At 67.4% G+C, this 19828-nt stretch carries 23 protein-coding genes; 14 read left to right on the plus strand and 9 right to left on the minus strand.

Annotation, left to right across the window (positions count from 1 at the left end):
* The coding region (locus AC3WLE_RS21840) for an iron-sulfur cluster assembly protein (RefSeq protein ID WP_492350897.1) at positions 1–305 on the minus strand (305 nt) is incomplete at its 3' end.
* A 45-nt stretch (positions 306–350) separates the two neighbouring features.
* A complete protein-coding gene (gene selB, locus AC3WLE_RS21845; protein ID WP_492350898.1) occupies positions 351–2261 on the minus strand; it encodes a selenocysteine-specific translation elongation factor in 1911 nt (636 codons plus the stop codon).
* Positions 2262–2780: 519 nt separating this feature from the next.
* Here selB and AC3WLE_RS21850 point away from each other — a divergent pair.
* The gene (locus AC3WLE_RS21850; RefSeq protein ID WP_492356154.1) at positions 2781–3779 is read left to right on the plus strand and encodes a Dyp-type peroxidase; all 999 of its coding nucleotides are present in this window, start codon (positions 2781–2783) and stop codon (positions 3777–3779) included.
* Positions 3780–3821: 42 nt separating this feature from the next.
* On the opposite strand, the gene AC3WLE_RS21855 is transcribed toward AC3WLE_RS21850, so the two are convergent.
* Complete coding sequence (locus AC3WLE_RS21855) at positions 3822–5360, minus strand: FAD-dependent oxidoreductase (RefSeq protein ID WP_492356153.1); 1539 nt, start codon at positions 5358–5360, stop codon at positions 3822–3824.
* 159 nt (positions 5361–5519) lie between these two features.
* Between AC3WLE_RS21855 and AC3WLE_RS21860 the strand changes: the two genes are divergently transcribed.
* The 5 genes from AC3WLE_RS21860 to AC3WLE_RS21880 all read left to right on the plus strand — a co-directional run bounded on the left by AC3WLE_RS21860 (position 5520) and on the right by AC3WLE_RS21880 (position 9657).
* On the plus strand, positions 5520–6170 hold the full coding sequence (locus AC3WLE_RS21860) for a DUF1345 domain-containing protein (RefSeq protein WP_492319262.1): 651 nt from the start codon (positions 5520–5522) through the stop codon (positions 6168–6170).
* Positions 6171–6277: 107 nt separating this feature from the next.
* Complete coding sequence (locus tag AC3WLE_RS21865) at positions 6278–6562, plus strand: CppA family protein (RefSeq protein WP_492319231.1); 285 nt, start codon at positions 6278–6280, stop codon at positions 6560–6562.
* Positions 6563–6675: 113 nt separating this feature from the next.
* Positions 6676–7779, plus strand: a complete 1104-nt coding sequence (locus tag AC3WLE_RS21870) for a malate/lactate/ureidoglycolate dehydrogenase (RefSeq protein WP_492356152.1) — start codon at positions 6676–6678, stop codon at positions 7777–7779.
* A 75-nt stretch (positions 7780–7854) separates the two neighbouring features.
* Positions 7855–8763, plus strand: a complete 909-nt coding sequence (locus AC3WLE_RS21875) for a 2-hydroxy-3-oxopropionate reductase (protein WP_492319229.1) — start codon at positions 7855–7857, stop codon at positions 8761–8763.
* Between the two features lie 27 nt (positions 8764–8790).
* On the plus strand, positions 8791–9657 hold the full coding sequence (locus AC3WLE_RS21880; protein ID WP_492350900.1) for a DMT family transporter: 867 nt from the start codon (positions 8791–8793) through the stop codon (positions 9655–9657).
* On the opposite strand, the gene AC3WLE_RS21885 is transcribed toward AC3WLE_RS21880, so the two are convergent.
* Entirely contained in the window at positions 9654–10202 is a 549-nt protein-coding gene (locus tag AC3WLE_RS21885; RefSeq protein ID WP_492356151.1) for a flavin reductase family protein, read from the minus strand. The genes AC3WLE_RS21880 and AC3WLE_RS21885 overlap by 4 nt on opposite strands.
* A complete protein-coding gene (locus tag AC3WLE_RS21890) occupies positions 10199–11377 on the minus strand; it encodes an acyl-CoA dehydrogenase family protein (protein ID WP_492319226.1) in 1179 nt (392 codons plus the stop codon). Before AC3WLE_RS21890 ends, AC3WLE_RS21885 begins: the two co-directional genes overlap by 4 nt.
* 146 nt (positions 11378–11523) lie before the next feature.
* Here AC3WLE_RS21890 and AC3WLE_RS21895 point away from each other — a divergent pair, with 146 nt between their 5' ends.
* The gene (locus AC3WLE_RS21895; RefSeq protein ID WP_492319225.1) at positions 11524–12528 is read left to right on the plus strand and encodes an AraC family transcriptional regulator; all 1005 of its coding nucleotides are present in this window, start codon (positions 11524–11526) and stop codon (positions 12526–12528) included.
* Positions 12529–12604: 76 nt separating this feature from the next.
* Here the strand turns inward: AC3WLE_RS21895 and AC3WLE_RS21900 are convergent, their stop codons facing one another.
* Positions 12605–12748: an entericidin A/B family lipoprotein gene (locus AC3WLE_RS21900; protein ID WP_010809655.1), complete on the minus strand. Its 144-nt coding sequence runs from the start codon at positions 12746–12748 to the stop codon at positions 12605–12607.
* Positions 12749–13015: 267 nt separating this feature from the next.
* Between AC3WLE_RS21900 and AC3WLE_RS21905 the strand changes: the two genes are divergently transcribed.
* The 4 genes from AC3WLE_RS21905 (at position 13016) to AC3WLE_RS21920 (ending at position 16640) form a co-directional block, all read left to right on the plus strand.
* Positions 13016–13288, plus strand: a complete 273-nt coding sequence (locus AC3WLE_RS21905) for a DUF2188 domain-containing protein (protein ID WP_492319224.1) — start codon at positions 13016–13018, stop codon at positions 13286–13288.
* Between the two features lie 196 nt (positions 13289–13484).
* A complete protein-coding gene (locus tag AC3WLE_RS21910) occupies positions 13485–13682 on the plus strand; it encodes a hypothetical protein (RefSeq protein ID WP_010809653.1) in 198 nt (65 codons plus the stop codon).
* 151 nt (positions 13683–13833) lie between these two features.
* The gene (locus AC3WLE_RS21915; protein WP_231881494.1) at positions 13834–14172 is read left to right on the plus strand and encodes a hypothetical protein; all 339 of its coding nucleotides are present in this window, start codon (positions 13834–13836) and stop codon (positions 14170–14172) included.
* 206 nt (positions 14173–14378) lie between these two features.
* Positions 14379–16640, plus strand: a complete 2262-nt coding sequence (locus AC3WLE_RS21920) for a VTT domain-containing protein (RefSeq protein ID WP_492356150.1) — start codon at positions 14379–14381, stop codon at positions 16638–16640.
* On the opposite strand, the gene AC3WLE_RS21925 is transcribed toward AC3WLE_RS21920, so the two are convergent.
* Positions 16637–17119 carry a DUF1579 domain-containing protein gene (locus AC3WLE_RS21925; protein WP_492319222.1) on the minus strand — a complete coding sequence of 161 codons (483 nt, stop codon included), beginning with the start codon at positions 17117–17119 and terminating at the stop codon, positions 16637–16639. The genes AC3WLE_RS21920 and AC3WLE_RS21925 overlap by 4 nt on opposite strands.
* 223 nt (positions 17120–17342) lie before the next feature.
* On the opposite strand from AC3WLE_RS21925, the gene AC3WLE_RS21930 reads away from it, so the two are divergent.
* The 3 genes from AC3WLE_RS21930 to AC3WLE_RS21940 are packed head-to-tail and all read left to right on the plus strand — an operon-like array spanning position 17343 to position 18555.
* Positions 17343–17663, plus strand: coding sequence for an ArsR/SmtB family transcription factor (locus AC3WLE_RS21930; RefSeq protein ID WP_492319221.1), 321 nt, complete (start codon positions 17343–17345; stop codon positions 17661–17663).
* Positions 17660–18124 (plus strand): SRPBCC family protein, encoded by a 465-nt coding sequence (locus AC3WLE_RS21935; RefSeq protein WP_492356149.1) that lies wholly within the window; start codon positions 17660–17662, stop codon positions 18122–18124. Before AC3WLE_RS21930 ends, AC3WLE_RS21935 begins: the two co-directional genes overlap by 4 nt.
* 14 nt (positions 18125–18138) lie before the next feature.
* On the plus strand, positions 18139–18555 hold the full coding sequence (locus AC3WLE_RS21940) for a GFA family protein (RefSeq protein WP_492350903.1): 417 nt from the start codon (positions 18139–18141) through the stop codon (positions 18553–18555).
* A 13-nt stretch (positions 18556–18568) separates the two neighbouring features.
* Here AC3WLE_RS21940 and AC3WLE_RS21945 read toward each other — a convergent pair whose 3' ends face one another.
* Positions 18569–18934 carry a DUF2880 domain-containing protein gene (locus tag AC3WLE_RS21945; RefSeq protein ID WP_340521852.1) on the minus strand — a complete coding sequence of 122 codons (366 nt, stop codon included), beginning with the start codon at positions 18932–18934 and terminating at the stop codon, positions 18569–18571.
* Positions 18935–19047: 113 nt separating this feature from the next.
* Complete coding sequence (locus tag AC3WLE_RS21950) at positions 19048–19785, minus strand: GntR family transcriptional regulator (protein WP_492350904.1); 738 nt, start codon at positions 19783–19785, stop codon at positions 19048–19050.
* Between the last annotated feature and the right edge of the window lie 43 nt (positions 19786–19828).

Below are 19828 nucleotides of genomic sequence, written 5' to 3' on the forward strand. Positions count from 1 at the left end.
GCAATCACGTTCTTCACGCCCGGCAGCAGCTTGACCCCGCGCTGCACCGCGTGCGCGACGATCTTCATGGTCACGGCCACGCTGACATTGCTCACGCCCGGCACTTGCCGCACCGCAGCCACCACCAGCTTGCGGATCGGATCAAGCTGGCTCTTCGCGGGGTAGCCGAGTTCGACTTCCAGCGAGACATCGCCGCCGTCGACACGGATATTCCTGGCCGAGCGGGTGGAGACCAGGTCCTTGCCCGTATTGGGGTCGATGACGGTGCGCAGGGCTTCGGTGACCTGCTCAGTGCTGACGCTCAAGACATACTCCGCTGCTGATGAATGTAGGGAGGCAGTCGTCGCCTGTCAAAGCAACTCCAGCCAACGACTGTCCGTGCGCACCATGTGCCGGCCACGGTCGAAGCGTGTATAGCCAACGCGATCGAAGAACTCCAGGACCTGGATCGCACGTTTGCGTCCGAGCCCGGTGGTGTTGCGAAACGCCGCGGCGACGACCGTGCCGGCGTTCCTGCTGGCGTCGGCAGCGGCAAGCAAGGCCAGCTCCCGAATGGCCTCCGGATCGTAGAAGAGATCATGCACGACCTGAAACGTCTCGCCATGACGCGCGAGCTTGCGCATCAGTTGCCGCACCCTGTCCTCCGGCACGCCATGCGCGCTCGCCAGCTCGCGCACCCATGGCGGATCGAAGCGCCCCGCTTTCATGTCCTGCTGCAGTGTCGCGGCAAGCGAGCGATCCGCATCGTCGAGCGTCACGGTGTGCCCGGGCAGGTGTAGCCAGGGGCCGTTCCTGACGATCTCGCCGCGCGCGCAGGCGTCATCGACGATCGCACTCCACAACGCGTCTTGCGCGAGCGGTGCGGCGATCCTGCGCAAACGCGCCACCTCCGGGCCCAGCACATCCGGCGAGCGTTGGTGGAATTGCCGGAGCGCAGTGGTCAGTCGCGCCGCCAGCGCCCGCCACGCCGCGCTCGACACCAGCAAGGCATCGTCGTTCGCAAGTTCGATCACGCGCGTGTCCCGCGGCAGCTCGATTGCCGCCGCCGGCATGCCGCTCAGCCGTTCCAGCAGCGCGCGCGACAGCCCGTTTGGCGCCTGCTCGAGCAATGTGCCAACCGAGCCGGTGTCAAGCATGGCCTGCATCGCGTCGAGCCACGCCAGCCGCGCCGGGGAACGGCGCTTGCGCGCGGGCGCGAACGGATCCAGTACATCGCCGCCGCCGATGGTGCGGCTGGCCTGCGCGTTCCGCACGACAAAGGGATCGCCAGGCAGCGCGCACACAGGCCGCTCGAACACAAGCTGCACGCGCGCGCGCTGGCCGGGGGCAAGCGTCGGGCCATCGAGCAGCGCGACATGCGCCACCTGATGCTGCGTGCCCAGGTGAACATGCATGGGCGCCCAGTGCTCCAGCGCAGGGGCGTCCGGCAACAGGGTCAGCATCACATCGATGCGCACCGACGCCTGCGCCAGGCGCACATCGACCACCCAGTCACCGCGCTCGATCGCGCCCTTGTCGATGCCGGCCAGGTTCAGCGCGCAGCGCTGTCCTGCCCGCCCGGTAGCAGCAGAACGATTCTGCGCATGGATGCCGCTCACGCGCACAGACTCGTTCTTCGGCGCGAGCAACACCCTGTCGCCGACATGGATGCGCCCGGACACCACGGTTCCCGTCACGATCGTCCCCTGCCCGGCAAGCGTGAAGACCCGGTCAACCGCAAGGCGGAACAGCCCGTCGTCGCGCTTCGTTCGCGACGCGGCCGCCGCCGCATGCAGGTGCCGCTTCAACGCGTTCACACCCGGATCGTCGGCGCGCATTGCACAGGTTTCAAAAACCGGTGCGTCTTCCAGCATGCTGCCGCGCCGGAAAGACGCGATCTCCTCACGCACCTGCCGCAGCCGCGCGTCATTCACGCGATCGACCTTGGTCAGCGCAATCGCGCCGCGCCGGATGCCGAGCAGCTGCACAATCGCCAGGTGCTCGCGCGTTTGCGGCATCACGCCGTCATCGGCGGCGACCACCAGCAGCGCGAAGTCGATGCCGCTCGCGCCCGCGGCCATGGTGTGAATCAGCTTTTGGTGGCCCGGGACATCGACCAGGCCGAGCACGTCGCCGTTCTCGAGCGGCACGTACGCATAGCCAAGCTCGATCGAGAAACCGCGCGCCTTCCTTTCCTTCAGGCGGTCGGTATTCATGCCCGACAGCGCCCTGACCAGGCTGGTCTTGCCGTGATCGATATGTCCTGCCGTGCCGACGATCATGGCCGCGTCAGATAGCCCGCCAGCCTGACGTGACGGAGACCATCAGGGACTGTCGTCGGGGTTTCCTCGTCGTGATCATGCATGGTCTCCCCTATCCTTGTTTGAATGGCCGATGAGGCTTGCTGATGCGTGCATCCATGCCGCTGTGCTTAGTGTTCCTGCATCGTTGGAGACAAGATAATTGCCTGGCCACCTAAGGTAAATTCAGCGATTCTTTGCGTGCCTATAAGCGATGCCTTAAGTGGCAGCTAGATGGACAGATTGACCCGAGAGACCTGGCTCAACATGGACATTTTGTCCATCGCGCAGGCCCTGCAGCGCTTGCGGCGCGCCGGACCGCCTGACTTTCCAAGGATGCCGCCACGGGCACAGGCCTTGCTCCAGCTGGCTGGATTGGCAACCGCAACTGACACTTCCTGGCCAGGAGAAAATGAAAGGTCAGAGGCACCACTCAATTCGTGTAGGCTTATGCGTTGAATTCTCTTCCGTCAGCCCGCAAACCGATTCGGTATAACCAACATGAAGAGCCCGATGCCTACAAAGGTTCCCGAACCACAGGCCGTTTCCGGCACGGTCACCCGCAGCGCCATATTCATCGTTGCGACACTCACCGACGGTGACGACCACGCCGACACCGTCCGCGCGTGGTGTGCCGACGTTGCCGCCGTCGTGCGCGCGGTTGGCCATCGTTTGCCGTCGGGCAACCTGTCCTGTGTCTGCGGCTTCGGCGCCGACGCCTGGGACAGGCTGTTCGGCAAGCCCCGTCCCGCGGCACTGCACCCGTTCCGGGAGTTCGGCACCGGCGATCGCGTCGCCATCGCCACGCCGGGCGACCTTCTGTTGCACATCCGCGCCGAATCGATGGACCTCTGCTTCGAGCTTGCCACGCAACTGCTCGGCAAGCTTGGCAATGCAATCCAGGTTGTCGACGAGGTGCACGGCTTTCGCAACTTCGACATGCGGGCGTTGATCGGCTTTGTCGATGGCACGGAGAATCCGGCCGGACGCGAGGCGGTCGATTTCACGGTGATCGGCGACGAGGATGCCGAGTTTGCCGGTGGCAGCTACGTCATCGTGCAGAAGTATCTGCACGACATGGCCGGGTGGAATGCCCTTCCCGTGGAAACGCAGGAACTGATCATCGGGCGCAAGAAGCTGTCCGACATCGAACTGGACGAAGAGGTCAAGCCATCGTCATCGCACAGTTCACTGACCACGCTGGTCGAGAACGGGCAGGAGGTGAAGATCCTGCGTGACAACATGCCGTTCGGCCGCCCGGGCGCGGGCGAGTTCGGCACCTACTTCATCGGCTACGCCCGTTCGCCCGCGCCGATCGAGAAGATGCTCGAGAACATGTTCGTCGGATTGCCGCCCGGCAATTACGACCGGCTGCTCGATTTCAGCAAGGCAGTCACCGGTAGCCTGTTCTTTGTCCCGTCGGCCGACCTGCTTGAAGGACTTGCGGACCGCGAAGCCCCTGCTGCCCGATCGCTCAAAGGGAGCCGCCAATTTGAATAACCTGCACCGCGCTCGCAGGCGCGCGCGGCCACGGTCAGTCGATCACGCCCCGGTTCCTGTCGCCTGCTGCTCGATCGCGACCTCCGCCCGAAGACTCGCCAGATCGCGCCCGACCGTGGCAACCGCAAGCCGCTTGTCCTTGTTCCAATAGGTCACCGTGCAGTCATGCGCGGCGGGATCGCCGTCGACATCGAAACGATCCCATTGCTCCGCATGGCCCACGTAGTTGATGGCCACATCATAGTGCTGGGTCCAGAAGAAAGGCACTGCCGCAAAGCGTTGCCGCTGTCCCAGGATATTTCGCGCTGCCACCACGCCCTGGCGCTCGGCGACCACCCAGTGTTCGACGCGGATACGCTGGCCCGTTCCCGGGTCGGGCCAGCGCGCAATATCGCCCGCGGCATAGATGCCAGGTTCGCTGGTCTGGAGAAATTCATCGACCGCCACGCCCTTGTCCAGCGCGAGGCCGGCGTCCTGCGCCAAGCCCACGTCGGGGCGAACGCCGATCCCGGTCACGACCAGGTCGGCGGCCAGCTCCGCGCCGGTCGACAATCTCACCCGATCCGGTTGAATCTCTGCCACCGTGGCCCCGAGATGGAACGTTACCCCGTGCGATTCATGAAGCGCCTTGATCATGTCGCCGAGCGTCGCGCCCAGGACCCGCTCCATCGGATGCGCTTCGGGCGCGACAACATGCACTTCCAGTCCTCGCGTTCGCAGCGCCGCCGCGACTTCCATCCCGATAAAGCTTGCGCCCACCACGACGCATCGGCGTGCCATGCCGAGACGCGCGATCAAGGCGTCGCAGTCGGCCAGCGTACGGAGCACGCTCACGTGCGGCAAGGTTGCGCCAGGAACGTCGAGCCGTATCGGCACGGCACCGACGGCAAGCAGAAGCGCGCCGTAGCTCACGTTGCTGCCATCCGAGAGCGTGACGGATTTTTGCGCGGGGCTGAGCTTGACGACACGGTTGTTAGAGCGCACGTCGATGTCGTGATCCGCGTAGAACGTCGGTGGCCGCATTGGCAGCCAGTCCGCGTTTGCTGTCCCGGCGAGGTAGTCTTTCGACAGATTCGGCCGATCGTACGGCAATGAGCGATCGGCGCTCAGCAGCGTGACTGGGCCGCTATAGCCTTCGCGCCGCAGGGTTTCGACCGCGGCAGTCCCGGCGGCGGCGCCGCCGATGATCACCACGGATTCAGGGAGTCGGGCCGAGGCAAGCCTCGGTGGCCGCATCGCCGGCAGCGCTTCGCGGACGAAGGCCTTCCCGTCTTGCTGTTCCACGCGCCAGCATTTCAGATCGTCCTGGGCGGGCGGCCCGAGGACCTCGCCGGTGCGAAGACTGAAGCAGGCGTGATGCCACGGACATCGGATCGTGTCGCCGACCAGCAGGCCGTCCGCCAGTGGCGCGCCATAGTGGGTACAGGTCGCACCGATGGCAAACAGTTCATCAGCCCAACGCACAAGCAAGACCGGCTTGCCGCCAACCTGGCCTGTCACCATGCCGCCGTCAGCAATGTCAGCCAGCGGCACGCCCTGGGCGAGATCGGGCTTATCCGTGGAGGAAGAGCTTTTGGTCATGGCGTCTCTCCTTGCCGGTCATGGCACAGGGCCATTATCGACCTCGATGCCGCCAAATGAAAGGCGCATGCAGCGTTACAAACTGCGCGACGGCACGGATATTATTCACGGAAGACCAGCCTCCTTTCCTGACGAAGGGTCATCCGGATGAATACCCCCATGAACAGACCCGCCCGCTTCGCTATCGGCAAGCGCATTGCACCCGCACGCTTTCTGCTGTGCGGCGCCATATTGATCGTTGCGACCGTTGCCGCGGGTGCGCTCGGCGCGGAGCCACGCATCGCCCTGCTGATCGGTTTCGATCTCGCGGCCCTTGTCTTCCTTGGCGCCGCGCTGCCACTGTTGCGCGCCGATCCTGCTGCCATGCGGCGCACGGCGGAACACAACGATGCCAACCGCACAGCGCTGCTCACGATCACGGTGCTGCTCTCGATGGTGATCCTGGTCGCAATCGGTACGCTGATCGCGCGCCCCGAGACACCGCACTGGGCCGACATCGCGCTGATCGTCGCCACGCTCATCCTGTCCTGGCTTTTTGCCAACACCGTTTTCACGCTGCACTATGCACATCTCTACTATCTCCAGACCGCTACCGGCGACCAGGGCGGGCTGCAGGTGCCAGGCGTGCAGCACCCCAGCTATTGGGACTTCCTCTATTTCAGCTTCACGCTGGGCATGACTTTCCAGACTTCTGACGTGACCATCGCCGGCGCCCACATGCGCAGGGTGGTCCTGGGCCACTGCGTGGCCGCGTTCCTTTTCAACATGGGGATTCTGGCGTTCACTGTGAATGCCCTGGGTGGCTTGTAGTCGACTTGGCCGTGCGCCCGAAGTGTTCCTGGACAAACTCCTTGCGTCCCGCTGGATACTGTATATATTTACAGTACCTGTATGGATGAACAGTAGGAGTCCCGTCCATGGAACACCTGATCCGTGTGCAAAACGACTATGACCGCCAGGTGCTGGCCTGGCTGCGCGGGCGCATCGGCGATGCCGCGCTGCAGACCGCGGCGCTGCGCCTGGGCGGCCAGCGCAAGCCTTACCTGTCAACGATCTGCCGCAGCCTGGGCATCCGCCCGCCCAGCCGCCGCCAGTTCGCGGCCGAGGCGGCGCGCATGCACCGCGCAGTAGGCGATACCTACCTGGCCCGTATCCGCGAAATCCTTGGCCAGTCACCTGCCGAAGCTGTGCTGCGCCAGTAAGCAGTAGCCGATCACCGGCCATGCCGGCGCCACCGGGCTCGCGCCGGCCGTATCATGAAGCCCCGTTGCCGTCACACGGCACGGGGCTTTTTTCATCCCTAGCCAAGGCCGATATGAGCGAACACCGCATCCCTACCGCCGCCCTGCACCAGTGGGTGGCCGATCTCTGGCTTGCCGCGGGCAGCAGCACGCAAGAGGCGAGCCTGACGGCCGACCACCTGGTCGGCGCCAACCTGAGCGGGCATGACTCGCACGGCGTCGGCATGATCCCGCGCTATGTGCTGGCCTGGCAGGCCGACGAGCTGCAGCTGAACCAGCAGGCCAGGGTGCTGCACGATGCCGGCAGCATGCTGAGCCTGGACGGCAACCGCGGCATGGGCCAGGCGGTGACGGCGCAGGCCATGGCAATGGCCATCGGCCGCGCGCGCGAGCATGGCGTCTGCGTGATGGGCCTGCGGCAGTCGCACCACCTGGGCCGCGTGGGCCACTGGGCCGAGCAGGCCACCGCTGCCGGCATGATCTCGATCCACTTCGTCAACGTGCTGTCCAAGCCCATCGTGGCGCCGCACGGCGGCTACGATGCGCGCTACGGCACCAACCCGTTCACCATCGGCGTGCCGGTGGCGGGCGAGCCGCCGCTGGTGCTGGACTTCGCCACCAGCGCGATCGCGCTGGGCAAGGTGCGCGTGGCCCACAACAAGGGCGTGCCGGTGGCGCCCGGCTGCCTGCTGGACGCGCATGGCGAGCCCAGCGCCGACCCTGCCGTGATGTACCCCGCCGACGGCGCGCCGCCAGGCGCGCTGCGGCCTTTTGGCGAACACAAGGGCCATGTGCTGGCCGTGATGTGCGAGCTGCTGGGCGCCGCGGTCACCGGCGGCCACACCATCCGCCCCGAAACGCTGCGGCATCAGCATGCGGTCTGGAACAACATGCTGGCGATCGTGTTCGATCCCGCACGCCTGGGCACCAGCACGTCATTCGGGCATGAAGTGGCGGCGTTCGCCGACTGGATGAAGGCGTCGCGGCTGCAGCCGGGGCAGGATGGCATCCGCCTGCCGGGCGAGCCCGAACGGGCCTGGCGCGCCGCCCGCGCCGCCCATGTCCCGGTTGACGCCGGTACGCTGGCGCAGCTGGACGATGCCGCCGCGCGGGTGGCGGCCGCGCGCGCCGGCGCGCAGCCTGCGCCGGGGCCGCTGTCTGCGCTGGCGTGCGACTGACTATCATCAGAGATGAACCCGGCGTCGTGCGCGACGCACGGCCGGCCTCGCGCCTGACCACTACCGGACACTGACATGAGCAAGATCGGCTTTATCGGACTTGGCGTGATGGGCAAGCCCATGGTGCAGCACCTTGTCGACGGCGGGCATACCGTGTTCGCCCATACGCGCAGCGGCGTGCCGCAAGACCTGCAGGACGCTGGCGTGAATGCCTGCGCCAGCGCCGAGGAGGTGGCGAAGCAGTCGGAAACCATCATCCTGATGCTGCCTGACACGCCCGACGTGGAGCGGGTGCTGTTTGGCGAGAAGGGGGTCGCTGACGGCCTTGCCGACACGGCAGGCGGCGTTACCGTGATCGACATGAGCTCGATCTCGCCGATCGCCACGCGCGAGTTCGCGCGCTGCATCGAAGCGCTCGGCGCCGACTATATCGATGCGCCGGTCTCCGGCGGCGAGGTCGGGGCCAAGGCGGGCACGCTGTCGATCATGGCCGGCGGCAAGCAGGAAGTATTCGACCGCGTGCTGCCGATCCTGCAGCTGATGGGCAAGAACATCACGCGCGTGGGCGAGGCCGGCGACGGCCAGGTGGCCAAGGTGGCCAACCAGGTGATCGTGGCGCTGACCATCGAGGCGGTCAGCGAAGCGCTGGTGCTGGCCGCCCGCGCCGGCGCCGATCCCGCGCGCGTGCGCGAGGCGCTGATGGGCGGCTTTGCCAGCTCGCGCATCCTGGAAGTGCATGGCGAACGCATGATCAAGCGCACCTTCGACCCGGGCTTCCGCATCGCGCTGCACCAGAAGGACCTGGAACTGGCGCTGTCCACCGCGCGCCAGCTCGGCGTGGGCCTGCCCAACACGGCGTCGTGCCAGCAGCTGTTCAATGTCTGCAGCGGGCTGGGCGGCGCGGGCTGGGATCATTCCGGACTGGTCAGGGCGATCGAGCACCTGTCCTCGTTCGCCATCGGTGACGAACCGCCCGCAGCCTGAACCACGCAGCCGCCGCCGCCCCGCCGCATGCCGCGCGCGAACACCGTGGTGCTGACCGCGCTGGCGATGCTCGCCTTTGCCGGCAATTCACTGCTGTGCCGGCTCGCGCTGAAAGGCACCACCATCGACGCGGCCAGCTTTACGCTGGCCCGCGTCGCCGCGGCGGCGCTGGTGCTGTGGGTCATCGTCGTGGCGCGGCACCAGTTGGTGCGCACGGTCGTGGCGCAGCGGCTGCCGCAGGTGGAAGGCAACTGGATCTCCGCGCTTGCGCTGTTCTGCTATGCCGCGGCCTTTTCCTTTGCCTATGTGCGCCTCACCGCGGGGACCGGCGCGCTGCTGCTGTTCGCGGCGGTGCAGGCCACCATGACCGGCTATGGCCTCTATGCCGGCGAGCCCATGCGCTTGCAGCAATGGATTGGCCTGGCCCTGGCGCTGGCCGGGCTGGTGTGGCTGTTGCTGCCGGGGCTGGCCACGCCGCCGCTGCTGTCCTCGCTGCTGATGATCGCGGCCGGCATCGCGTGGGGCGTTTATTCGCTGCGCGGCAGGCGCGCCGCGGATCCCGCTTCCACCACCGCGGGCAATTTCCTGCGCGCGGTGCCGATGGCGCTGGCACTGGGTGCGGTGATGCAGGCGCAGCGTTCACTGGACGGCGCTGGGCTGGCCTATGCGCTGTTGTCCGGCGCCATCACCTCCGGGCTGGGCTATGTCATCTGGTATGCCGTGGTGCCGCAGCTGAAGGCCGCCACCGCCGCCACCGTGCAACTGAGCGTGCCGGTCATTACGGCGGCAGGCGGCATCGCGCTGCTCGGTGAAGCCCTGAGCCTGCGGCTGGCATTGAGCGCTGCCGCGGTGCTGGGCGGCATTGCGCTGGTGATCGCGGGCAAGCGCGGCTAAGGCGCTGGTACGTCAAACCCGCCTGCGTGGAACACCAGCGGCGCGCCCGGCGTCGATCCATAGGCCACCACCTCCACGACAAAGATCACGTGGTCGCCCACCACGCGCACCGAGTGGTGCCGGCAGATAAAGTACGCCAGCGTGCCGCCGATCAGCACCGTGCCGAACGGCCCGGGGCGGCAATCGACGCCCGCGAAGCGGTCGAAGCGCCGGCACAAGGCCTGCTGCCCGCTCCCCAGCACATTGATCGCGTGGCAAGGCGCCGCACGCAGCGCCGCCAGGCTGCCGGAGCTGCGTGCCAGGCACCACAACAGCAACGGCGGTGCGAGCGACACCGAGGTAAAGGCATTGATCGTGACGCCGACCGGCTGGCCGTCGGCGTCCGCGGCCGTGACGATGGTGACGCCCGTGGCAAACTGCCCCAGCGCATCGCGCAAGGCCCGCCGCGCCGCGCCGTCGTGGCTGATGGCGCGGGCCGGGTCGTCCTGGCCGCTGTCGTTGCAGGCTTGCGTGTCATACGGCAGCGGCGCCAGGGCGGGGATCATTGCGCGGCAGGCCGCACCTCGCCGGGCGGCGCGTCGAGATCCAGCCCCAGTGCCATGCGCCCTGCGTACTCCTGCTGGGCACCGGCCTGCAGCGGATGGAAGCGCGCGCCCTGCGCATCGCGAAAGCGCCGCTCCAGCCCGGCATCGCGATAGAAGCCCGCGCCGCCGGCCAGGTCCATCGCCGCCTCGACCGTTGCCAGCACCGCGCGCGCGGCCAGCGTGCGGGCACACATGATGCGGTTGGTGGTGACCGCGCCCGGCGCCTGCCCCGATGCCGCCGCGAACATCGCATCCAGCGCCAGCTGCGCGGCATCGGCCTCGTTGCACAGGCGCCCGGCGGCTTCCACCGCATGCGCGCTCAGGCGCCGCTGGCGCGCCAGCTGCAGCGCGATATCGCGCGCGGCCTCGGCCACGCCGACGTAGACCGCATAGATCAGCGGCAGCGCGATCATCGCCACCGTATGCATCATCGGATGCCACACGCCTTGCGGGCGGCGGGCGGCAATGGCGGTATCCGGAACCAGCACGCCTTCCAGCAGCACATCGTGCGAGCCGGTGCCGCGCATGCCCAGCGTGTGCCAGTTCGACAGCACGCGTACGCCCGGCGACTTCATCGGCAGCGCGAAATGCAGCACCGTGGGCCCGGTCTCCGGATCGTCATGGACGGCGCAGGTCATGAACAGGTCCGCCGCCGGCGCGCCGCTGGCGAAGATCTTGCGCGCATCCACGCGATAGCCGCCATCCACGCGCGTAGCCTTGCCGCTGCCCTGCAGCCAGTCCGAACCGCCGCTGCCCAGCAGCACCATCTGCTCGCCCGCCACGCGCTTGAGCAGCCCCTCCACCGGCGCTTGCTGATTGCGCCAGCGCCACGCGGCCGTGGCCACCGGGTGGGTGTGCATGGCAAACGCCAGCGCGGTCGATCCGCAGTACTTGCCCAGCTCGCGCAGCACCGCGCCCAGCTCCTGGTGCGACAGCCCGGCGCCGCCAAGTTCCTGCGGCACGGCCGCGGCAAAGAAGCGGTGCGCGCGCAGGTCGTCGTAGTTGGCGCTGACGAACTGCCCGCTGGCATCGATCTCTGGCGCGCGTGCGTCGAAGGTGCGGCCCAGGGTCGCGGCCAGGCCGAGCCAGTCGGCCTGTGCGCCTGCGCTGGCATCCGCTGCGGAAAGGGTTTCCATGGTGTTGTCTCCGGCTAGTCTGATACGTGCGCTGCGGCGTTGTATGGCGCCAGGCACGGTGCTAGTATCGGAGCCCGGTCCCCTTGCCCGTATGATCGGGCGTCCGGCTTTCTTGCGCGAAACACCGGATCTGGAGGAATGTGACCATGGATGCCTTGTCCGACCTCTTGCGCGCCGTGCAGCTCAGCGGCGCCGTGTTCCTGAACGGCGAGTTCAAGTCGCCGTGGTGCCTGATCAGTGAAGCGGATGCTGAATTGCGCGCCGCCTTCCTGCCCCGCGCCGACCGCGTCGTCTCCTACCACCTGATTACCGAAGGCGTCTGCTGGGCGCGCCTGGTCGACGGCACCGGCCCGGGCCTGCGCGTCGACACCGGCGAACTGCTGGTGGTGCCGCAGGGCGAGCCGCACGTGCTGGGCAGCGACCTGCGCCTGCAGCCACTGCCATCCGCTCCGCTGGTGTACGACATGCTGCGCAACAGCCCGGGCGAGGTCATGCGCGTGTCCTACGGCGGCGGCGGCGAGACCACGCGCATGGTGTGCGGCTTCCTGGGGTTCGACGACACCATGGGCAACCCCTTGCTGACGTCGCTGCCGCGGCTGTTCAAGGTGGGGCTGGGCAGCGGGCTGGAATCGGCATGGCTGGCGTCGGCGCTGGCCTTTGCCACGTCTGAAGCGGCGGAACCGCGTGCGGGCACCGCCACGGTGCTGGCCAAGCTGTCAGAGCTGCTGTTCGTGCAGGCAGTGCGGCGCTGCATCGACACCCTGCCTGACAATGAAAGCGGCTGGCTTGCCGCCCTGCGCGACCGCTATGTGGGGCGGGCGCTGTCGCGCATGCACGCGCGGCCGGCCTACCCGTGGACGGTCGATGAGCTGGCGGGCAACGTGGGCCTGTCGCGCTCGGCGCTGGCGCAGCGCTTTACCGACCTGCTGGGGCAGCCACCGATGCAGTACCTGGCGCACTGGCGGCTGCGCTCCGCGGCCGCCGAACTGCGCAGTGGCAACCGTTCCATCAGCGAGGTCGCGGGCGCGGTCGGCTACGATTCCGAGGCCGCGTTCAGCCGCGCGTTCAAGCGCGAGTTCGGCCTGCCGCCCGCCAGCTGGCGCCGCAACCACCTCGATGCGGCGCAGGCCCCGGCGGCGGCCGCACATTGAATTCGCCGTGGCAAAGACAACGGCCCGCGTCACCAGACGCGGGCCGTAGCAATGCCAGGGCGGCAGGCAGCGGGACTTACATCTTCTGCTTGGTGCTTTCCGCCGCGCCTTGTACCTTCTCGCCGCCGCGCTCGATATCCTTGCCTGCGCCGGCCATGGTGTTGCAACCCGTGACCAGCATCACGCCAGCGAGGGCAAACAGTGCAAATAGCTTTCTCATGACGATCTCCTTGCTTCGTGTGGATGCGGCATGCGCCGCCAGGATGGAGTGGATCGGAATGGCTTGGGACCGGGCAGCCGCTTGCCCGACCGGCAATTGGATCGTAGCAACGCACCGCAGCGCAAAAAGTCGGCTTTCGTCCTACCGGGATGTCAGCCGACGGCGCGACCGGCGGTCACCGCGTGCGCTTGTAGGACATCGACGGATACCCGCGGCGGCGCCGTCGCTTAAAAATCAAGAGTCAGCCCACGCCCTCCGGAGAACACCATGACGTCACGCAGCATCCACGTGCTTCCCGCCGCAACCGACAACGCCGAATACGCCGGCGACGGCGGATGGGCACTCACCATCGAAGGCCTGGAGAACGGTGGTGACGACACCGCGCTGCATTTCCCGACCCAGGAAGCTGCGATCGCGGCCGGCTGGATGCGCGCGCGCGAGGATGGCCTGCCGTTGTGCATCCACGGCCGCGATGGCCTGGTGCGCGAACGCAAGATCTATTGCCGGGACGCACGCGGCACCGCCCGCATCGGCTTCTGACCACCCCGGCCACCGTCAACGGCCGGTTCCCCCTGTATCCCCCGGGCCCGCGGCGAACGCGGGCCACAACAATCCATTGCGGGAAACACATTGAGTGAAATCAATGTGTTACGCCTGCGCTCGTGAAAGCTACGGGTCTGTCACCGATACTGGAACCAAGGCAGCACGCCATTATCCAGGACCAACCGAGACCCCCATGCGCCTGTTCCTCAGGTACCGCCCGCTGGACATCTATCCCGACCCGATCGACGCCAGGGTTGCCGAGCTGCACGAACTTGCCGAAGACATCCATGCCAGGCACGCACGCAAGTGGCGCCGGCATGGCACGATGCTGACCCCGCGCGACCGCGCGGATCGCAGATTTCCGACCGGCGACCCGGAAACGCGGCATTAACCTAGGGACGATTCCTCTCTCTGCGCTAGGAAATGTGAACAAGTGTCATATCCGGTTGGCAAGGATATGACCCCTGCGAAAGAATGGGTACCGTACGCGGCGGGCTCGATTGGCGAGCCCACCGCTGTACCCTTTTTCCTGACGCAGCGAAATGAATCGAACCACCCGGGAATGCGTGATGGCGTTGATTTCCAGCCTGCGTGCCAAGGGGCCCATGCCCCGGCACCAGCTTGCCGCCGCCAGCCGCCTTAACGCCGCGGAACTGACGCGCGCGCTGAAGTCCGCCCGCCAGATGGGCGTAGTGGCCTACGCCGGCGAGCCTGAATCGCCGGCAGAGGCCGATACCCCGCTAGTGCTGACCGGCCGGCCCTTGCCGCCGCCGCGCCGCGTGGCACCGGCACCGCGCGAAAGCAAACCGCATTTCGAGCCGCTGCTGGATGTCTGGGGCATTGCGCGCCCCACGGCGCTGCGGCGCGGCCATCCGTCGTAGCGTCTTCGCCGCATGCCGGGGTCTTCCGACCCGCCCGCGCCGGCATGCCGTTCTTACAAAGGCAGGTAAAGCGCACACGCGCCTGAGCCGCCCACGGCTCGCCCTTGTCCCCCGGGGCACCGCCTGCACGCCTGGGCCAGCCCACTTGCCGCACCGGTACGGAACTTGCGCGACGTTTCTGGCTGAACCTCCCCGAAGCGTGCGACATGAGGCAACGCAACCCGCCCGGCACCACCGCGTCTCCCGCCACTGGCCCTCCGCATGATCGCCAGGCCCCGGCCGCCTTTACGCCGGAGCCGGGGCGCAACTGCTGGCGCGTCGAGCCCTGCCAGCGCTTTGCCATGCTGGTCGACGCCGACGCCTACTTCCGCGCGTTGCGCGAAGCGCTGCCGCGCGCCGAGCACACCATCTTCATCCTGGGCTGGGATATCGACAGCCGCATGGAACTGGTGCCACAGGGCGCACAGGACGGCCTGCCAGCGGGCCTGCGCGACTTCCTGTGCGCGCTGGCGGACCAGCGCCCCGAACTGCGCATCTATATCCTCAGCTGGGACTACGCCATGGTGATGGCGATGGAGCGCGAGTGGCTGCCGTCGGCCAGCGCGCACTGGCAGGCGCACCGGCACCTGTCGTTCCGGCTTGACGGCAACCATCCCCCCGGCGCCTCGCACCACCAGAAGGTAGTGGTGATCGACAACAAGCTCGCCTTTGTCGGCGGGCTGGACCTGACGCTGCGCCGCTGGGACGACAACCACCATGCCCCCGGCGCGCCGCTGCGCATGGCCGAAGGCAAGCCCTACCCGCCCTTCCATGACGTGCAGTGCGCGCTCGACGGCCCTGCCGCGGCGGCGCTGGGCACCCTGTGCGCGGCGCGCTGGCTGCGCGCCAGCGGCAGCGAGCCGCGCCCGGTTGCGGCCACCTCGTCAGACCCGTGGCCGCCAGGCCTGGCACCGGAACTGACCGATGTGCGCGTCGCCATCGCCCGCACCATGCCCATGTGCGAGGACGAGCCCGGTGTCAGCGAGATCCGCATGCTGCTGCACGATGCCATCGCCTCGGCCCGGCACAGCATCTACATGGAGAACCAGTACTTCAGCTCGCGCGAGATCGCCAACGCGCTGGAGGCACGGCTGGGGCACGAGGATGGCCCCGATATCGTGCTGGTGTCGAGACGCAACGAGAGCGGCTGGCTGGAAGCGCACAGCATGGGCGTGCTGCGCGCGCGCCTGTACCGCCGCCTGCGCGCGGCCGACACGCACGAACGCTTCTGCCTGTACTGCCCGTCGATTCCCGGCCTGATGCCCGAATGCGTCAATGTGCATAGCAAGGTCACGGTGATCGACGACGATCTCATCACCATCGGCTCGTCCAACCTCAGCAACCGCTCGCTGGGGCTGGATACCGAGTGCAATGTCGTGGTGATGTCGGGCGGCGACGCGCGCGTGCAGGCGGCCATTGCCGGCATGCGCGCACGGCTGCTAGGCGAGCACCTGGATGTGGCACCTGAAACCTTCCAGGCCGAGGTCGCCGCCACCCGCAGCGTGCTTGCGGCCATCCGCAACCTGCAGCGCGCGGACGGGCGCTCGCTGGAAGCCTACGAGCCGCCGTTGCCGGACGATGTCGATGCCGCTTCGCCGGCGGCCAACCTGCTGGACCCGATCGAGCCGATCGACAGCGACCAGGTGCTGGCCGAGTTCGTCAGCCATGAGGCACGCCCGCGCGTGCTCGGGCGCGTCGGGATGATGGTGGTGCTGGCGCTGCTGCTGGCGGGGCTGGCATTTGCGTGGCGCCATACGCCGCTGCGCGAATGGGCGGACTTCCGCGCACTGCTCGGCGTGGTCGAGCAGCTGGACGAGATGCCGCTGGCACCGCTGGCGATGATGGGCGTCTACCTGGCCGGCGCGGTGACAATGCTGCCGGTGACGCTGCTGATCCTGCTGACCGTGGTCATATTCGGCCCGCTCTACGGCGCCGCGCTGGCGCTGTGCGGCACCGTGCTGAGCACCGTCGCAGGCTACCTGGCCGGCCGCTTGCTGGGGCGCAATGCCGTGCGCCGCTTTGGCGGCAGGCGGCTGAACCGGGTCAGCCACCAGCTGGGCAAACACGGGGTGGTGGCAATGGTGGTGCTGCGGCTGGTACCGATTGCACCGTTCGCGCTGGTCAACCTGGTGATCGGCGCATCGCGCATCAGCCTGCGCGACTGCCTGGTCGGCACCGCGCTGGGCATGCTGCCCGGCATCGTGGTCGCTGCCTGCCTGGTGAACCGGGTCGCCGCCGCGGCGCGCGATCCGGGCCTGTTCACGTTCGCCTTGCTGGCGCTGGTGCTGCTGGTGCCGGCGTCGCTGCTGCTGGTGCTGCGCCGCCGGCGCAGGCGCCATGCCGAGGGTGGCGCCGCGCGTCCGCACGACGATCCGCCCGGCCCCCGCGGCCGGCTGGCACGGCTGGCGGCACTGCGCCGCCAGGCCTAGCGCTGGCGGCGATAGCCGGCGTTCATGAACTGGGTCCACTCGCCGTTCTCGCCCAGCATGTAGGACGTCAGCGTGCGGTGGTCGTCGTCGGTGAAGGTGATCACGTCGCGGTACTGGGCCATGCGGCCATTGCCGGAGCAATCCGGCCCCTCGGCACGCAGCGTCAGTTGCTGGCCGCCGGTATCGAGGTCGCCTTCATAGATCCACAGGTGGGTCATCATCGAGCCGATGAAGGTCCCGACGAAATGCTTGCGGGCAGGATCGTAGCCCAGCGTCATGACCGTGGTGGACGGGCCGCAGCCGGGCATGTCCCCCTGCGTCACGCACTGGACCCAGACGTCGCCGACGCTGCTCACGCGCTCGGGGATCTCCCACTTCTGCACTGGCTGGTCCGGCCCCATCGATGCCTCGCCTTCGGCGATCCAGTTGCCCACCAGCCGTTGCAGCCAGCGGTGCTCCTTCTGCGCTTCGGTCTTCATTCGCGGTCTCCTTGGGTTGCATCCACGAACGTTTGTGGATGCCGTACACATAGCCTAGCAAATGAAATGGACGGCGTCCACTTTTGTCTGCGATCTACTGCGCTGCGTTGGCCTGCCACCGCATCGCTTCAAGCCAACAACCGCGCCGCCAGGGCGATGCGCTGATTGACATGCAGGTATTTACCTGCATATACTCCCCTCACGCACAAACACAACGGACCGGATGGACGCTGACAAGGTTTTCAAGGCGCTGGGCGACCCGACACGCAGAAAGCTGCTCGACCTGCTGTACGAGAGGAACGGGCAGACGCTGGGCGAGCTCTGCGAGCACCTGAACATGGCACGGCAATCGGCCACCCAGCACATCGGGATCCTCGAGGCGGCCAATCTGGTGAGCACGGTCCGGCGTGGCCGGGAGAAGCTGCATTTCATCAACCCGGTGCCGCTGCACGAGGTCTACGAGCGCTGGGTGCGGAAATTCGAACGTCAGCGGCTCAGCCTGCTGCACGACCTGAAGAACGAACTCGAAGGAGATCCGCAATGACCCAGGAGAAAACCAGCTTCGTTTATGTGACCTACATCCGCTCGACGCCGGAAAAGGTGTTCGAGGCCATCACGAAGCCGGAGATCGCGCGGCGCTACTGGGGCCACGAGAACGTCTCCGACTGGAAGCCCGGATCGGCCTGGGAGCACGTGCGCGCCAACGAGCAGCGCCTGGTCCAGGTGGTCGGCAAGGTCGTCGAGGCCGCGCCGCCGGCGCGCCTGGTCATCACGTGGGCGAGCCCCTCGCAGGCCGCCGATCCTGCCAGCTACAGCCGCGTGAGCTTCGACATCGAGGCATACGAGGAGATGGTCCGGCTGACCGTCACCCACGACGAACTGGAGGCCGGCAGCGGGATGGCCAAGGGCGTCAAGCAGGGCTGGCCGATCGTCCTTTCCAGCCTGAAGTCCCTGCTGGAAACTGGGAAAGGCATCGATGTCTTCGCCAAGCCGAAGGCGGCCTGAACCGGGAGTTGCTCATGACCCAGCCCTACACCGGCGGATGCGCGTGCGGCGCGATTCGCTACGCAACCAGGCACGCGCCCGTCTTCCAGAACCACTGCCAGTGCCGCGACTGCCAGCGGCGCAGCGGCACCGGGCATGGCTCCTACCTGACTTTTCCCGCGCGCGCCGAGATGACCATCACCGGCGAGGCGACGCACTGGGAGGTCGCGGGCGACAGCGGCAACGTGAAGGTCCACGCCTTCTGCCCGGCGTGCGGCACGCCGGTCTTCCTGCGCTTTGCCGCGATGCCGGAGCTGATCGCGGTCCACGCGGGCAGCCTGGACGACCCGGACCGCTTCATGCCGCAGGTACTCACCTACAGCGTGCGCGGGCCAGCGTGGGACGCCATCGATTCTTCGTTGCAGGCATTCGAGCGGATGCCGGCCGGCTAGTGCCAGGCAGGCCCTAGTGCTGCGGCAGCCTGACCTTGGGCACCACGAACTGGTTGCCCGGGGCGCGCAGCACGTCGCACTGGACCTTGGCCTTGCGCACGGCGCCGTCCTGCGCCAGGTATTCGACGTCGGCCACCACGCTGTAGGCGTCTTCGGCCACCTTGCGGGTCTTGCCGCCGACCCACTTGAAGCTGGCGGGATTGGGCAGCGCTGCCTTGACCGCCTTCATGCAGGCGACCGGGGCCTCCGGGGCCTCGTCCTTGCCGCGCGGCTTTGGCGCTTCATCCTGCCCGGCGGCCAGCGCCGCCGACGCGCACGTGACCGACAACGCCATCACCAGCGCGGTGGACAGGGAACGCGGGAAAAGCGGCGAAAGCATCTTGGACTCCTGGGCTGGGGCAGAACTGGGCGCCACATTCTAACGCCAGCGCCGATGCCGTTCAGGCCACGGCACCGGCACAAAAGTTCCCCCGGCGCCACTGCCAGGCGGCGCTAGCGCCGCACGCAGGCCTTGTAGGTGAACTTGTCGCCACGAAACATGAATTCGGAGTAAGCCAGCGGCTTGTCGTCGATGTCGTGCGGCGTGAACCGGATGCGCAGCAGCGGCTCGCCCGGCGCCACCTTGAGCCGGCGCGCGGTTTCGGCATTGGCAGGGATTGCTGCGCTCTCCGTATGCAGGTACTTGAGGCGATAACCCAGGCGGGCTTCCACGATCATCAGGGCATCGTGGTTTTCCAGATCGTGCTCCAGGATCGCGCGCATCAGGGGTTCGGGCGCCATCGTCATGCCGACCGCCACCGGCGCGCCGGCCACTGACTTGAGCATGGTCACGCACAGCAGCCTGGTTCCCGGCGGCAGGCGCAGCGCATCGGTGGCGATGGCCGGCGCCGCGATCAGCCGCGTCGACAGCAGCTTGCCGTGCGCTTCGTGCCCGCGCGCGCGCATGTAGTCGAAAAAGCCAGTCAACGGCCCCAGGTCCGCCTGCCCCGCCGGACGGCTGACAAAGCTGCCCTTGCCGTGCACCGTCTCGATCAGCCCTTCGGCGAGCAGCGATGCCAGCGACTGGCGCACGGTGATGCGGCTGACGCCGAATTCAGCCATCAGCTCAGACTCGGACGGCAGCTTGATGCCCGGAGTCCATTCGTTGTTGATGATGCGCTGGCGCAGCGCGCCTTCGATCTGCTTGAAGCGAGGCAGGGAGCTTGTTGTCACGAGATTGATGGTGTTCACGGCATGTCCGATGCGGGCTTCTACTTATCATAACAACATTGAC

It is taken from the genome of Cupriavidus sp. FW306-1B-F12B, from assembly GCF_058781795.1.